The sequence below is a fragment of the Bradyrhizobium sp. genome (genome assembly GCF_016462955.1).
Lineage (GTDB): Bacteria > Pseudomonadota > Alphaproteobacteria > Rhizobiales > Xanthobacteraceae > Bradyrhizobium.
The window spans coordinates 1-14,573 of the sequence record NZ_JAEMSD010000139.1 but is presented as its reverse complement, the minus strand read 5'-3'; the positions used below and the strand labels follow the sequence as shown (position 1 = coordinate 14,573).

At 62.5% G+C, this 14,573-nt stretch carries 14 protein-coding genes; 2 read left to right on the top strand and 12 right to left on the bottom strand.

The window, feature by feature from the left end:
* Both JHD07_RS16310 and JHD07_RS16305 read right to left on the bottom strand, forming a co-directional pair.
* A partial coding sequence (locus JHD07_RS16310) for a type II secretion system F family protein (RefSeq protein WP_291623945.1) occupies positions 1 to 597 on the bottom strand: 597 nt, incomplete at its 3' end.
* 12 nt (positions 598 to 609) lie between these two features.
* On the bottom strand, positions 610 to 2,391 hold the full coding sequence (locus tag JHD07_RS16305; RefSeq protein WP_291623943.1) for an ATPase, T2SS/T4P/T4SS family: 1,782 nt from the start codon (positions 2,389 to 2,391) through the stop codon (positions 610 to 612).
* A gap of 140 nt (positions 2,392 to 2,531) precedes the next feature.
* On the opposite strand from JHD07_RS16305, the gene JHD07_RS16300 reads away from it, so the two are divergent.
* On the top strand, positions 2,532 to 3,410 hold the full coding sequence (locus JHD07_RS16300; RefSeq protein ID WP_291623941.1) for a type II secretion system protein GspK: 879 nt from the start codon (positions 2,532 to 2,534) through the stop codon (positions 3,408 to 3,410).
* 9 nt (positions 3,411 to 3,419) lie between these two features.
* On the opposite strand, the gene JHD07_RS16295 is transcribed toward JHD07_RS16300, so the two are convergent.
* From JHD07_RS16295 to JHD07_RS16280, 4 genes are all read right to left on the bottom strand, one after another.
* Entirely contained in the window at positions 3,420 to 3,836 is a 417-nt protein-coding gene (locus JHD07_RS16295) for a hypothetical protein (protein ID WP_291623939.1), read from the bottom strand.
* On the bottom strand, positions 3,833 to 5,839 hold the full coding sequence (gene gspD, locus JHD07_RS16290) for a type II secretion system secretin GspD (RefSeq protein WP_291623937.1): 2,007 nt from the start codon (positions 5,837 to 5,839) through the stop codon (positions 3,833 to 3,835). The genes JHD07_RS16295 and gspD overlap by 4 nt, the downstream gene beginning before the upstream one ends.
* A 723-nt stretch (positions 5,840 to 6,562) precedes the next feature.
* Complete coding sequence (locus JHD07_RS16285) at positions 6,563 to 6,934, bottom strand: H-NS histone family protein (RefSeq protein WP_291623935.1); 372 nt, start codon at positions 6,932 to 6,934, stop codon at positions 6,563 to 6,565.
* A 428-nt stretch (positions 6,935 to 7,362) separates the two neighbouring features.
* The gene (locus JHD07_RS16280) at positions 7,363 to 7,704 is read right to left on the bottom strand and encodes a hypothetical protein (RefSeq protein WP_291623933.1); all 342 of its coding nucleotides are present in this window, start codon (positions 7,702 to 7,704) and stop codon (positions 7,363 to 7,365) included.
* A 685-nt stretch (positions 7,705 to 8,389) separates the two neighbouring features.
* Here JHD07_RS16280 and JHD07_RS16275 point away from each other — a divergent pair.
* A complete protein-coding gene (locus JHD07_RS16275; protein ID WP_291623931.1) occupies positions 8,390 to 8,563 on the top strand; it encodes a hypothetical protein in 174 nt (57 codons plus the stop codon).
* 85 nt (positions 8,564 to 8,648) lie between these two features.
* Here the strand turns inward: JHD07_RS16275 and JHD07_RS16270 are convergent, their stop codons facing one another.
* The 6 genes from JHD07_RS16270 to JHD07_RS16245 form a co-directional block, all read right to left on the bottom strand.
* Complete coding sequence (locus JHD07_RS16270) at positions 8,649 to 9,032, bottom strand: hypothetical protein (protein WP_291623930.1); 384 nt, start codon at positions 9,030 to 9,032, stop codon at positions 8,649 to 8,651.
* A 7-nt stretch (positions 9,033 to 9,039) separates the two neighbouring features.
* A complete protein-coding gene (locus JHD07_RS16265) occupies positions 9,040 to 9,486 on the bottom strand; it encodes a hypothetical protein (RefSeq protein WP_291623927.1) in 447 nt (148 codons plus the stop codon).
* Between the two features lie 140 nt (positions 9,487 to 9,626).
* A complete protein-coding gene (locus tag JHD07_RS16260; protein ID WP_291623925.1) occupies positions 9,627 to 11,354 on the bottom strand; it encodes a chemotaxis protein in 1,728 nt (575 codons plus the stop codon).
* A gap of 5 nt (positions 11,355 to 11,359) precedes the next feature.
* Positions 11,360 to 12,451 carry a chemotaxis response regulator protein-glutamate methylesterase gene (locus JHD07_RS16255; RefSeq protein WP_291623923.1) on the bottom strand — a complete coding sequence of 364 codons (1,092 nt, stop codon included), beginning with the start codon at positions 12,449 to 12,451 and terminating at the stop codon, positions 11,360 to 11,362.
* Between the two features lie 16 nt (positions 12,452 to 12,467).
* Complete coding sequence (locus JHD07_RS16250) at positions 12,468 to 13,322, bottom strand: CheR family methyltransferase (RefSeq protein WP_291623921.1); 855 nt, start codon at positions 13,320 to 13,322, stop codon at positions 12,468 to 12,470.
* 133 nt (positions 13,323 to 13,455) lie between these two features.
* A partial coding sequence (locus JHD07_RS16245) for a methyl-accepting chemotaxis protein (protein WP_291623918.1) occupies positions 13,456 to 14,573 on the bottom strand: 1,118 nt, incomplete at its 5' end.

The following is a 14,573-nucleotide window of genomic DNA, read 5'->3' as shown; positions in this document are numbered from 1 at the left end:
GACGATCACCGCGACGGAGGCGAGTGACATGAGAAGGAGAATGACGGGATAGACCAGCGAAGATCTGATCTTGTTACGAATCTCGAGGCGCTTCGTGAGCATGTCGCCAATCTGCCCCAAGACTTCGCCGGTGCGTCCACTGGCCTCCCCCGCGCCCACGATCGCCACGTAATCCTGCGGGAAGATCGCCGGCCTGAGCCGCATGGCTTCAGAAAGCTGAGCCCCGCCCAGGATCTCCTGCAGCAGATCACTGGCCAATCGGGCGCGTTTAGGTGACGTACCCGGCCCAGCCAACACCCGAAACGAGACATCGAGCGGCAAGCCCGAATTGACCAACGCAGCCAGTTCAACGGTGAAGGCCGTCAGCTCGCTCAGACCGAAATGATTTGATCGCACGAATTCCCGGCGCCAAACCGGCTGCGTTTTCTGTCGTGCCGAAGCTCGCACCTCGTCACCAGCCTCGGAGAGCGAAGTCTCGAATGGAGTGAGCCCGGCGGCATATAGCGCGTCGATGGCCGCATCGGTTCCCTCAGCCGCTATGGTCCCCGCCGTGACGGCCCCTTGGGCCGTATAGGCTCGATATCGATAGGTCGCCATCGCAGTGCTCCTTCATGTCGTGCGGGTAACGCGAAGCACTTCGTCCAAGGTTGTTTCCCCGGCCGCGACCTTCATCAGCCCGTTCTCGTAGAGACTTACGAATCCGGCAGCCCTTGCCAGGTTTTCGAGCGTCAGTTGATCGCCACTTCTTCGGCCGATCGCCTGTCGTACATCGTCGTCGACGACGAGCAACTCGGAGACGGTTGTCCGGCCGCTATAGCCTGTACCACCACAGGCTTCGCATCCAACCGCCTCGCGGCTATCGGACCAATCCACCACCATGCCTTCGGGGGTCGCGATGGTCAGCGTGGCCGGGATGCCGCCGTGATCGACATGCCGACGCGAGCAATGTCGACATAAGCGCCGCACCAGGCGCTGTGCCATCACTCCCGAAATTGTCGACGCGAGCAGGTAACGTTCGAGCCCGATGTCTATGAGGCGTGTGATCGCTGCGAGGGCGCCGTTGGTATGCAGCGTGGAAAACACGAGATGACCGGTCAGAGCCGCCTGAACCGCGATACGCGCGGTCTCCACGTCGCGGATCTCGCCGACCATGATAACGTCGGGGTCCTGACGCAGGATTGCGCGCAGGGCAGAAGGAAAATCGAGCCCGATCTGTGGCTGAACCTGAACCTGGTTGATGCCGGCAAGCTGGTACTCGATGGGATCTTCGACCGTAAAGACCTTCAGCTCGGGGCGGTTGAGGTGCTTCAGCGCAGTGTACAAGGTCGTTGTCTTGCCGCTGCCGGTTGGTCCCGTCACCAGGACAAGACCATTCGGAAGCGCCATCAGACGATGAAGGTTTTTCTCCGTAACTTTGTCCAAGCCGAGCTTCGGGAATTCGAGCTCGACGCGAGTGCGGTCGAGAATGCGTAGGACGAGGCTCTCCCCGAATGCGGTTGGTATCGTCGATACACGAATGTCGACCTCGGTCCCTCGAACCGCGGTCTTTATCCGTCCGTCCTGCGGCAGCCGTCGCTCCGCGATATCCAGCCTGGCCATGATCTTGATACGCGTCGTCAGGGCAGCTCGAAGTGTCGTAGGCACGGATCGCTCGGGCCGCAGGAAGCCGTCAAGACGAATGCGAATTGCGACTTCGTCGCGCCCAGGCTCGACGTGAACGTCCGAAGCACCCCGCTCGACGGCATGCGATATGATCTGGTTCACCAATCGTATGATCGGCGCTTCGTTCGCGATATCACGCAGCCGCTCGACGTCCGGCTCGTTTCCCTCGTTGCCGCCGGTCGCCGCTATTTGTTCGTCGTCAGCCTGAGATGCCGGCTCCTGGTCCTGATAGACGTCCCGGAAGGCGCGTTCGATGTCAGCAGGCGCAATTACGGCGAGGTCGACGCGAATGCCCAGCATGTAGGAGATCGAACGACGCGCTTCGTCGTCGAATGGATCCACGACGGCCAGCAGCAAGGACTCTCTCCCGAGCGCGACGGGAAGAGAACGGCTCGTTTTGAGAAACGTCAAGCCCAGCCGTTCGGCCAGGACCGGCCGCGCCGGGATATCGCCGGGGCCGACCACGGCCAACCCGCAATAGGATGCATAGGCGCTGCACAGGTCGACCTCGGACACCAAGCCGAGCTTCACTAGAACGGTGTCGATACGTTCCGAAGCCGCTTCCGCCGCTCGCCTGGCTCGCGCGACCGCACTCCTGTCGAGAATTTCTTCAGCGACGAGGTGGCCGGTAAACGCTTCTGCAAAGTTTGGATCTTTGGGGGTCAGCCCCACCCCGCCGCCCTCTGGCAGACGCGCATGCCGCGGCAATTCCTGAACACTGGACGGCATCTCGTGCTCGTGGACCTGACCCGTTAGAAATACCCGGGAATCCTAGAGCGGTTTGGTTAACACATGCTGTTTGACGGATCGTTTGCCATTTGTGTCTAGTTTGGCCGAACCCTGTCTGCGAGCCTGGCAAACCGCTCGAAATGCAAGAAATTCCCCGCAAAAGCCTCCTTCGGTCGCTGTTACATCAGCGCGGCTTCGCCCTCGTGACGGTGATCTGGGGTTTGGGATTGATCCTCCTGCTGGGGGGAACGCTCGTCGCCGGGGCGAAATATCGCAGCAGGATCGCGAGCGCGGACACTTCAATCGCCAGGGCGGCAGCGGCGGCCGAGAGTGCGATCAATTTGGCGATCGCGGCAACATTGATGCCGGAGGGAAGGACAAGGTTTCCATTGCAATGCAGGATGCCGGGCGGTGAGCGCGCCTTCGTCACGGTAGAGGAGGAGATCGGCAAGGTCGATCTCAACACCGCGTCCAAACCCATTCTGGAACGGCTGTTCGCTGCGCTCGCAAGTGACAAGGCCTTCGGTGAGAGAATAGCCGGAGAAATCCTGAGAACCAGGAGCACCACGCCGAGCACCACGCCAAGGCCCGGCACCGAGGCGGGTAACCCATCACCGTCCACCACGAACGGCAAGCAAGGTCCTCGGCCCGGAATCACCAGTATCATGGAGCTGGATCAAATGGCCGGAATGTCGCTCGGGCTATTCAGGAAGGCGCTACCGTTCATTACTGTTGCATCCGGCCGTACTTCGCCTGCAGGCGAAGCGGCCTCTCCGGCCCTGATCGAGGCGCTCGGGCTGAGCCCTCCGCCTGCTCAACCTCGCCGGATCTCGGCATCAGGCAGTGTCACCATACGCGCGGACGTCACTTTGAGCGATGGATCGAGACAAGTCCGCGAAGCGCTGATCGACTTCGAAGGCGGAACCCAGCTACCCTATGTGATACGCGAATGGCGACTAGGCACTTCGGCCTCATCGCCAACGCAGCAACGACGGCTGCCGCCCTGCGTGAGAATCTGACATCGAGCCCTAGCCCTTCGAATTCAGTACCACCGGCGGGCGAGACGCACGTGCCGATTCCTCGAGGCGCTCACGCTCCGCGGCAACGGCAGGACCCGGTTCGATGACCGTGCAGCCTTTGGTGCGTTGCAGGTCAGTCAATGCATCCAGGCGCTTTCGCTCGTCGAGCAGTTGCTTGGGAGCATCGAGAGGAAATCGTTCCGAGTCGTAGCCCGCGAGCGGACCGGCAGCGAGCCAGTATTCAAAACGCGCCGCACGCCTCACCGAGTACCGGAACGATGCGGCAATTGCGTTGCATGACATCGATTCGTCGACCGGCAGCACCATATAAGGAGAGGGCGGAGCGAAATTGTAGTAACCCGTTGCACAGCCGCCGAGGGTCCACACCAAGACGGGAAACAGGACCACGCGCAACGCGGTGCTCACGGGACCACCAGCCGCTGCGCCGTGTTGGCGAAACTGCGCTCCCGGGTCGACGTATGAGGCATGTAAACATGCATCTTCCGTCGATATTCCTCCGTAACGAGCCGGCTTTCCGTCGGATCACGCACGACCTTCGGTGTGATGAGGATGACGAGCTCGGTTTTCTGGACCGAGTTGCCTCTGTTCGCGAAGAGAGCTCCCACGACAGGAATGTCGCCGACGATGGGAATCTGCGTGCTCGTCCTGTTGGACTGATCCTGAATCATGCCGCCGAGAGCGAGGACCTCACCGTCGCTCACGACGACGGTCGTCTTCACACGCCGCTGCTGAATCGTCGGCGAGTCGATCTTGGAAGTGGTCGTCTTCACGACGTTACTGACTTCCTGCTCGATGTCCAACTGAACTCGACCGCTTTCATTGATCCTGGGAGTTACCGCCAGGATGACGCCGGTATCCTGCATCGTGATCGAATTCACGATCGCCGTATTGGCAGTGACCGTACTGGTCGCGGTCTGAGTGGTGATCGGCACCTGATCGCCGATTTGCAGTCGGGCAGTCTTGTTGTCGAGAACCATCAGCGAAGGTGTCGAGATCACGTTGACATGGGTAAGAGCGTCCAACGCGCTAAGGGTGGCCGCGATGCTCGCGGTGTTTACAGCGTAGTTGAATCCCGGAAACGCTGCAGCGACCCCTCCCGTGAGAGCGCTGGAGAACGTGGCGGTGGGCTGCCCCTGCTTCGCGAGTTGCCATTGCAATCCGAACTGCAGATTGTCGTTCAACGTGACTTCGGCGATCACCGCTTCGATGAGCACCTGGCTCGCAACGACATCGAGGCCCTGAACGACGCGCAGGACGCGTTGATAGTCCCGGTCGTTGGCCATGATCAGCAACGAATTCTTTGCTTCGTCGGCCACGATCTTGAGAACGGGCTCCCCCTTCGAATCTGCACTGCCGCTCTCTTCGGACGGCTCCGCTGCGAGGCTGTCGGGATCCATGTCCGCCTGGCGAGAGTTGGACTGCGGATCCCCCCCTCGTCCAAATCCGCCGGGTCCGGCCGAGTCCGCCGCAGTCGCGACACCGTTCGCTCTCTTCATGTCGCCAAGCAGACTGACCTGCTTCGAACGCGGGGATACGTTCCTGGTCGACGGTCGCACCACCTTCATCTCGTTGGAGAACATGGATTGGAGAACCGCCGCAAGCTCTGCGGCCGTTCGATTCTGCACCTGATAAATGTGCAGCTGAGGCTCGGTTCCGCTTGCACGGGAATCCAGCCGTCGGATCCACGACTGAGCGCGAGGGAGATAACTTGGATGGGACGTTATGACGAGAATTGCGCCGAGGCGATTGTTCGCGACAAATTTCACGCGCCCTTTCAGCGGCCCTTCCTTGTCCGACGAGAAGACCGCCTTGAGTTCGTCCACCATCTTTTCCGGCTGAGAGGCCTTTACCGGGACAACCGCAAACGACATTCCCTTCATCACGTCGACATCGAAGATCGCAATCGAGTCGAGCATGTTGTCGATTTCCGAAGGTGTGCCCTTCAAGGCCAGTATGTTACGTGCGTCGTCGGCCTGAACTATCGCTCCCTTGGGCACCATCGGCTCAAGCACACGAGCGACCTCCGTCGCGGCGACATATTTCAGTTGAACGACCCGGACTCCACTGCCCGGACTTGCTCCATCGCCTCCCCCGCGAACGGTGGCCACGATGCCGGTAGCCGCTTGGTCCGTCGGGACGATCCGATAGACGCCCCGGCTCTGCACAAGTGTTGCACCGGCGGGTGCCAACGCTGCTTGAAACAATTCCAGCGCTTCCGCCTTCGTGACCGGCTTCGTCGTTTCAACCGAGATCACACCGTCTACACGCGGATCAAGGATGTAGTTTACACCGATCAGGTCTCCGAGGACGGTTTTTGCCGCCTGCTGCAAGGGGACACCGGCGAGATTGAGCACGACGGTACCGTTGGCTGCTCCCGCTGCCGGCTTCTCCGGTGAGACGCCGATCATTTGGCCGTTGCCACCCTCCGACGTCGGAACAGCCCGCGACGACCGTGACGGCAACGGGACCGCGCCTGTCGGGGAAGGATCGGTCGCTTGTGCGTAGGATTCGAGCGACACAGGTTGAGATGATAATCTCGGCCGCGCGTCGACGGTGAGACCCACGACACCCGGCGAGCTGCAACCAGAAACGGCTATGGCCGCCATGACGCAGACGGCCACGCTCAAACAAAGGCTGCGGCTGGCCGGCAAAGAATAAGCTCCAACATCAATGCGTGTTAATCTGCGTAAACAAGCGGTAAATCATTAAGGTTAAGCAAACGTAAACCTGCAGCCGCCGCAGATTACGGTCTGCCTCACCTGCCCTTCGGGAGTCACACGTGCGAGGCGCCACCGAATGCAGGGGCCACTGGAAATTCGCAACTTTGAGCCCGTTGCGCGCGAGGCGTAGCAACGCGCTTGCTTTCTCGCCCTCATGTCAATGCCTCAGCCTGGACCGCCGAGCTTTCGCTGCGGCACAGGCGGCAGCATGATACGGCCGAGCGCGTCTGCCGGTTGGACCCGCCGCTCCGACCCGGCGGTGCCAGTGCCGCGGAGTCGCGCCCATCGGAGGCATACGACCCTTCTCCGGATCACTTGATTTATTGATCTTCCCCTGACGGGTTATAACTGACCTCGGCCCAACCTGGCAGCAAGGTCTTGCTTACCCCACCCAGCACCGACCTGGATGGCTCAGGCTCGGCGCCGCCGAGGCGTACCGTCTCGCGTCTCTTGATTTGCGATGACAAACTCGTCGATCGAGCGGCCGGTTCTCAATGCGGCAGTCAGCCACCGCGGCTGTTTTCCTCGACCGGACCAAGTTTGGGATGGCTCATTGGGATTGCGATACTTCGGATAGACACGAGGGTACTTGCGGCGTTCCCTTGATGCACCTTCCGCGGGCTCTCCTAAGGCGGCTTCCTTTTCGCCACGAAGTTGAGCCAGGCGCTTTTCGAGCTCGCGCTTTTCGGAGGTCAGGCGCACTGACAGTATCTGCCCAATCTCCTCGTGAAGCGCCCACATCTCGTCCAGTGGCATCGCCTCAAGGTCGATCTTCTTTTGCATCGCAACCCATCGCTCACAACCGACCGCATTGCACGGTGCGATTCGCCCACCCCTTTTTAATCTGTGCCAGCGGTCTTAAATGCGAGTCAAGCGGCAAAAATGGGCCAGAAAATCGAGCAAAAATGGATGGCGCCGTAAAGCATTGAGCTTACGACACAATTCGCAAAATCGGATTACCGCGAAAATCTCGGCAATATTTGAAATCTACTCCGTAATCATGGTGGCCTCGTGCCGCCACCGGCCCGGGGGCGCCTAGTCACAAGGCCGAACATCACGGTCGCCATGTGATCCGGGCTTCGCCCCGCCGCTCATCCTCCATGCTCGATTGCGTCAGATGCTCGGAGTTTCAAGAGTGGCGGCCGGCTCGAATGCAAAGCAGTCGGGGACGGGTGTACCGAGGCGGTAGGCGGAGCTCAGACCTTCTGCTCTCAGGGTTGATCGTTCCGCGCGCTTCCCAAGGCCGCCGAACAGGCCGTCGATTCAGACCGATCCTTGCGCTTAAGAATGTTGGAATCACGCCGCACAGTACGGCTGGCTGTCACCCAATCTTTCCAACCGCAATCGTGCTTGGCATAGAGCTCCAGCCAGCGCAGCTCTTCGTCAGCCGCTCCGAGATCGCTCCGTTTAGCTATGTCGGCCCTGGCACCGAGCCGGCCCATCTCGAGGCGATCCAGGCGCTGGAACTCGAGCGTCTCCTCATAGGTCAGGCCGATCAAGACGTAACGTCCCGTTCCATCACCGACATATCGACGCGGTGCGTTGCTGCTCAAGCGGGCGCTCCTCTCTCGCCTTCTGCGGTTCGTCCAGTGCGGCGTGCGGCGCCCGCAAGAAATACTGCACGAAAGCAAGAGCAGATAATCGACTCGAGCTCCCACTCACGCCGACGCCGTGAGCAATCACTTCGGTTGAAATCGTCCGAGCGTAGCTTGCGGGAGCCGCCTAAACAACGATCTGTTCAATTCAACGTAACCACACATGGTTACTTGCCGCTCCTTGCGGTCGGGCCGCGCATCATGTTGTGGCTGATTAGCACGACCGCTCGTGGCGCCGCAGCCAGCGATCAGCTTGTGCGGCAACGATCGCACCGTTGTGCGAATTGAGAAAGCAGTCATCAGACCGGGCTTTCCCCAGAGAAGCCCCTGAAAAAGATCTCTCTCCGGCGCGAATAATGCCGAATGCACGCCGTGCCGCCTTCTCGACAAAGCCGGTTGCGCACTGAAAACCGAGGGGCGCAGCTGCCACCAAGCCGTACAACTACCGAGCGATCGTATCGAGCTGCAAGTAAGGTTGAGCAGTTAGCTTAATCCGCAGTCTTTGTTGCGAGGATTCCAAGATCCTCTATTCCTCTCGCCACCGGCCTCCCCCAAAGGCCGGCCCCACCCAAGCAAGGCCGTCGAGCGAAATGGGTCCGCTTGGCGGCTTTGCCGTTTCGTCGACGAGAGGAACTTTTCGGTTATGGCGCGCAAGCCCTGGTCGTTCAAGGAGGACCGCAAGCTCATGGAGTTGGCAAAGTCTTCAGCTTCGCTGGAAGACGCGGCCAAGCAGCTGGGACGATCGCCCGACGCCATCAAGCGCATGGCTTTGAGGCTTGGTCTGTCGCTCAAGTCGAAGAGCAGGAAGAAGAGCTAGACGTTTCCCCACAGTGCTTAGAGCGCTCGAGGTACGGCTGTGGCCGATGCCTGTTCCTTTGATGCATCGATCCTTCGAGCGGCACCTATGCCCCTGAACGCCTGAGGCTCGCCGGCTCAATCGCTGGACCTCCGGACATGGCGCGATGCGCATCGCGCAACGCCGCGACAGCGTCATCGAGATCGAATTCGCTTTTGCGGATCGTGTCGATGAACCGCGCCATCAGCGCCACATTCAGCTTGACGCGGGTATTTCCATCGCGGCTCTTGCGGCGGTCGAGCGACGTGTTCAGCGCCTGAAGCCGGGCTTCCGGCGCTGTACAACCATAGAGCGCCGCGAGTTCGTCATATGTCATCCAGATCTGAGGCATGTTCTCCCACCACGCTTGTTCGGCCTCAACATATGTTCCAGGTCTAAAGGCTTTGTTGTGCGATGCCGAGGCGATCCAGTTCCGCTGCGATAGCGTCAACGCAAGACTAAGATGCGGGAGGCCTGGAAGGTGCGGGGAGAGGGCGCCCTCGTGAACGGCTGTCGAGGCCCTTGGGCAATTTGTCATTGAGCCTCACGACGGCGCCCCGGGCCTCCGCAGCCGGCACATTCTCCTGACTGTAGATCAGCGTCACTTCGAAGCTCACGTCGGGTGCTTGCCGGGCGGTGCCCGAACAGGTCGCCATCGCACCGCCATACACACCGGAGAGGTCGACCTCGACCTCGTCGAGCCCGAACACAGTGGGCGGTCCCTCGGCATGCCGCCGCGTAGTGAGAACGGCCGTGAAACGCCGGTCGTCATCGAACTGGTAGGAGCCGCCATAGATGAAGAAGCTGTCACTACCCGAGATCCGACCCTCGGCCAGATGCACGATACCGGTGCCTTGCGCCTGCGCGGTTCTGAACCACGCCGCGTACTTGCCCTCTTTCAGCATGGAGACATCCACCCATGAATTCCATGCGTATTTGCGACCAACTCTGGGGCGCCACAATGGCCGTCGCGGCGGGCGTTCCGCAGAGGTTAACGACCTGCAAAGACAATCCGTCAAATTTGCCGCCGCAGGCAGCGGCACCATCAAAACAATTCTATGCCGTCGTCCGCGGTCTCCACGGGTTCTACCCGGCGCATGATGGCGGCCGATGTTAACCCAAGCGTTTGCAGGAATTGCCGGTGCACGTCCCGCTCCCGCTCCATCGTGTAGCGCGCGAAGAGGTCGTCGAGCATCGCTTCGTCCTGCGCTGCCGGCCGCGGTGTCTGAGCGCCCGCGCTCGCGGCCTCGAGCCGCGCCGCGACCGCGGGCAACGCCGCGGAGCCGTCACCGAGCGTGGTCATCAGGCCTTGCGCCGAATTCATCAGCTCCTCGAATTCCGCGCCTTCCTTGACGAGCCGGCCCATCAGCTTGCCGAGCCGCTCATTCCCGGCCTCGACCTCGCGCAGCGCCTGGAGAATCTGGGGTTCGAGTTGCGCAAGCTGCGTCGGATCGCCCTGCACACGGAGTTCCTTCAACTCCCTGGCCGAACGTTCGATCGCGTCGAGCACCGGCTTGAGGCGCCCCGCCCCCATCGAGACCTGGTCGGCCGTAGCCTTCAGCTCGTTGGCAATGACGACGAAGGCGCTACCGCGGCTGCCCAGATGGCTCGCCTTGAGGCCCGCATTCATCCCGATCAGCGTGATGTCCACCGTCGCCTCGGCGAGCCCCGCAATCGCCTGGCGGAATTTCGCCAGTGTGTCCTCGACCAGCGCGAGCGCCTCGTCGACGGAGCGGCCCGCCCCCTCGCAGGTGGCGATCAGCGTGGACGCGTGCGCCAACGTCTGCTTGATGCGTGTCAGGAACGATGATGAGCCGCCATCCTCGCCACCGACCAACGTGCGGCCGTGCCCGACGACGCTGTCCGCATCGTGCAGGATGGCGGTCAGCGCGCGAACGATCTGGTCGATGTCCCCGCCGAACTCGCGTTGGGCATCCCTGAGCTGGGCGGCCTGCAGCTGGCAGATCGCGCGCGCGCCGTCCTCGCTCGCGACCGGCTCCGGCACGAGGCTCGGGGCACGTTCCGAGGCGAGGCCGAGGCCGTGGGAGACATGCTCGAGACGCTGGCGCGTGCTGTCGCCCGCCTGCAAGGAGATGATCGCGCCTCCGACCGCCTCGGCGATCTTCCTGGTACTGGAACTGGCGAGATCGGCGAGGTGGCTGCTGCTGCTGCGCTGATCTCGCAATCCGGAATAGGCCGAACCGAGCTCGGCGCTCTCCGCAGCCAGTTGATTGCGGTAGCGGCTCTCGAACTCCTTCTGCCGACCGAATGCCGTGGCGACGGCCTCGGACAGGTGCTGCTGATCCCGCGCGCAGCCCTCGATCGCGCCCTGCACGGCCTTGCCGAGATCGTAGGCCTCTTGCGTGAAGGCGAGAAAGCCCTCGCGGTCGCCCTCGAGCGAGGCCGCCTCGATCCGCGCGCTGCGGGCGATGATGGTGATCATCTGGATGTGCTTGAATAGCGGCTTGAGCAGCGAAGACGCCTCGGCCGTGCTCTTGCCGATCGTCTCGAGCAGGGCGGTCTCGGTCGGAAGCACCTGCGCCAGCTCGTTGAGCCGCGCGGCGATCTCCTGCAGCGCCGTCGCGGCGCCCTCGATCTGCGCTCCGGAGAGCTCGGAGGAAAGCGCCGCCAGGCCCTGGTTCAGCTCCTTGAAGATGAGGTGGCCGCGACCGAGCTCGTGACCGACGCGTGCGAACACGTCTTCGATGCGCGAGGAGACGTCCTCGATCCCCGCGATGGCCTCGGTGAGCGTATCGGCCGGAATGAGCGACATCGCCATCAACCTGCCACCGCGGGATGGCCAGCCTGATACCATTGCATGATCTCGCGCGGAATCTGGTGCAGCGACACCACCTTCTCGACGCCGCCATGGGCGATGGCTTCCTTGGGCATGCCGAACACCACGCTGCTCTCTTCGTCCTGCGCCCGCGTCGCGGCGCCGAGCTTGCGCATCTCCAGCATCCCGCGCGCGCCGTCGTCGCCCATGCCGGTCATGATGACCCCGAGCGCGTTGGCGCCGGCGTGCTGGGCGGCCGAGCGGAACAGCACGTCGACCGACGGGCGATGCCGCGACACCGGCGGCCCGTCCTTGATCGCGATCTGGTAGCGCAGGCCGATGCGCTGGAGCAGCATGTGCCGCGCGCCGGGCGCGATATAGGCACAGCCCGGCAGCACCGGCTCGCCGTCCTCGGCCTCCTTCACCCTAATCTGGCAGACACTGTCGAGACGCCTGGCAAAGGCCGCGGTGAAGCCTGCCGGCATGTGCTGGACGATGACCAGCGGCGGACAATGAACCGGCAGCATCTCCAGAACGTCGTTGAGGGCTTCGGTGCCGCCCGTGGACGCGCCGACGCACACGATGCGCTCCGTGGTCGGCCGGACCTTACCCAGCACCGGCGGCGGGATGATGGCATCGGCCGTCAGCTTCTGCTCGATGGCGCGACGCTCCGCACGCGGACGCACCCGGGCGCGGGCGGCCGACTTCACAGCCTCACGCAGCCGCGTCGAGCATTCGAGCAGGGCCTGCCGCGTGTCGATCTTCGGCTTCGGTACAATGTCGACCGCACCGGCCTCGAAGGCCTCGAACATCACGTTGGAGCCCGCCTCCGTGAGCGAGGAGCAGATGATCACCGGAATCGGACGCTGCGCCATGATCTTGCGCAGGAAGGTCATGCCGTCCATGCGCGGCATTTCGAGGTCGAGGATGATGACGTCGGGCAGCTCCTTCTCGAGCCGTTTGGCCGCCACGAACGGATCGGATGCGGTCGCCATCACCTCGATATCGGGGTCTTCACTCAGGATCGTCAGCAGGATTTGGCGCACCGACGCCGAATCGTCCACGATCAGCACGCGAACTTTCTCCCTCAGCATTGTCGTTGCGCTCCGGCTAGACCTGGAAGATGGTTGGCTGAACCTGCTTCAGCCCGGGCACGGCACTGTGAATCATCGACTCCGAATGCCCGACCAGCAGATAGCCGCCCGGACGTAAGTGGCTGCACAATTGCTCGACCACCTTGCGCTGGGTCTCGCGCTCGAAATAGATCAGGACGTTGCGACAGAAGATGATATCGACGTCGCGATCGACCGGATAGGACTTGTCCATGAGGTTCATCCTCATGAAATGCGTCAAGCGTCGAATTTCCGGCACCACCCGCACCTCGCCGCGCGACCTGTCCCGCGAGGACAGGAAATAGCGCTTCACGAACTGCTCCGGCACCGGAGCGAGCACGTCGCGGGTGTAGATCGCCGTCCTGGCAAGGCGCAGCACCGCGGTCGAGATGTCGGTCCCGAGAACGCGAAACTGGAAGCGCGAGCCGCTCCGCGTCATGTCGTCCAGCACCATCGCCGTCGTATAGGCTTCCATGCCGGTCGAGCTCGCCGAGCTCCAGATCTTCAGATTCGCATTTCTGCGTCCACGCGCCTTCAGAAGGTCGGGAATCGCGACGTCGCGCAAGAAAGTGAAATGCTGCGGCTCGCGGAAGAAATCGGTCTTGTTGGTCGTCACCACATCGATGAGGTGGGTGAGCTCAGTGTCGAAATGGTCCGCGTCGAATAGATTCTCGACATACTCGTTGAGGTCGGAGAAGTTCAGCGCGCGCACGCGCTTGTGCAGCCGCCCCTCCAGCATCAGCCGCTTGCCCTGCGGCAGCTTGATGCCGACCTGGCCCTCGATCAATTCGGCGATGGTCCGGAAGTGGCGGTCGGACAAGTGCACGGCCGTATCCTGCAGGGCAGGCATCATGGCCGGCTGCCCCGGCCCGGGACGGCCACCTGCGTTGCATAACCGGCCATACGGAGCATCTTGAATCCTACACTTTAACTAACACTGCCGAAGACGGATCGGCCCTCCGATGGGGGGCCGATCCTTCGGAACACTAGCGCTGGAAATCGGCGTCCCTGTCGTCATCGCCCTCGTTCATGTCGAAGGCGAAACCGCCGCCACCGGCAACCTTCGCGGCGCGCGCCGGCTTGGCCTGCGGCTTCCTGGCCGGCCGCTCGGTCGCCGCCATTGAGGCCGCCTTGGCGCGCAGCTGGTTCACCGCCCGGTCGATCGGCGCGGCCGCCTGGCTCTTCGCGTCGTGCTCGATGCGGAAATACGCGATGGTCGACTGCAGCTGCTCGGCCTGCGAGGCGAGCTCCTCCGAGGTCGAGGACACCTGCTCGGACGCGCTGGCGTTCTGCTGGCCGACCTTGTCGAGCTGCTGGATCGCCTGGTTGATCTGCGACGAGCCGACGTCCTGCTCGCGGCAGGCCGCGGTGATCTCTTCGACGAGCTCGGCGGTCTTCTTGATGTCAGGAACGAGCTTGGACAGCATGGCGCCGGCCTCCTGCGCCACCTTGACGGTGTCGGTCGAGAGCGTGCCGATCTCGGCCGCCGCCGCCTGGCTGCGTTCGGCGAGCTTGCGCACCTCGGAGGCGACCACCGCAAAGCCCTTGCCGTGCTCGCCCGCGCGCGCGGCTTCCACTGCGGCATTGAGCGCGAGGAGATCGGTCTGACGCGCGATCTCCTGCACGATCGTGATCTTCTCGGCGATGGTCTGCATCGCGCTGACGGCGCGGCCGACGGCGGCGCCGGACGCCTCCGCATCCTTGGCGGACTGCGCGGCGATCTTCTCGGTCTGGTTGGCGTTGTCGGCATTCTGCTTCACGTTCGCGGCCATCTCCTCCATCGAGGAGGAGGCTTCCTCGGCCGAGGACGCCTGCTCGGTCGCGCCTTGCGACAGCTGCTCGGCGCTCGCAGAGAGTTCCTGGCTGCCGGCGGAGACGTTCTGCGCGGCCGTCAAAGCTTCCGAGACGATCTGGCGGAGCTTCTCCACCATCTGTTCGAGCGCCAGTCCCAGCGTGTCCTTGTCCGACAGCGGCTTGGCCTCGACGGTGAGGTTGCCTTGCGCGATCTCATTGGCGACGGCCGCAGTCGCATTCAGGTTCGCGGTCATCGCATTGAGAGACTTCACGAGATCACCAAGTTCGTCGTTGCTCGACACGTCGATCT

What these genes read in the sequence shown, in the direction of transcription:
- JHD07_RS16305 (WP_291623943.1), bottom strand. Translation starts at nt 2,391, where the DNA reads ATGCCGTCCAGTGTTCAGGAATTGCCGCGGCATGCGCGTCTGCCAGAG.
- JHD07_RS16300 (WP_291623941.1), top strand. Translation starts at nt 2,532, where the DNA reads ATGCAAGAAATTCCCCGCAAAAGCCTCCTTCGGTCGCTGTTACATCAG.
- gspD (WP_291623937.1), bottom strand. Translation starts at nt 5,839, where the DNA reads ATGATCGGCGTCTCACCGGAGAAGCCGGCAGCGGGAGCAGCCAACGGT.
- JHD07_RS16285 (WP_291623935.1), bottom strand. Translation starts at nt 6,934, where the DNA reads ATGCAAAAGAAGATCGACCTTGAGGCGATGCCACTGGACGAGATGTGG.
- JHD07_RS16275 (WP_291623931.1), top strand. Translation starts at nt 8,390, where the DNA reads ATGGCGCGCAAGCCCTGGTCGTTCAAGGAGGACCGCAAGCTCATGGAG.
- JHD07_RS16265 (WP_291623927.1), bottom strand. Translation starts at nt 9,486, where the DNA reads ATGCTGAAAGAGGGCAAGTACGCGGCGTGGTTCAGAACCGCGCAGGCG.
- JHD07_RS16260 (WP_291623925.1), bottom strand. Translation starts at nt 11,354, where the DNA reads ATGTCGCTCATTCCGGCCGATACGCTCACCGAGGCCATCGCGGGGATC.
- JHD07_RS16255 (WP_291623923.1), bottom strand. Translation starts at nt 12,451, where the DNA reads ATGCTGAGGGAGAAAGTTCGCGTGCTGATCGTGGACGATTCGGCGTCG.
- JHD07_RS16250 (WP_291623921.1), bottom strand. Translation starts at nt 13,322, where the DNA reads ATGATGCCTGCCCTGCAGGATACGGCCGTGCACTTGTCCGACCGCCAC.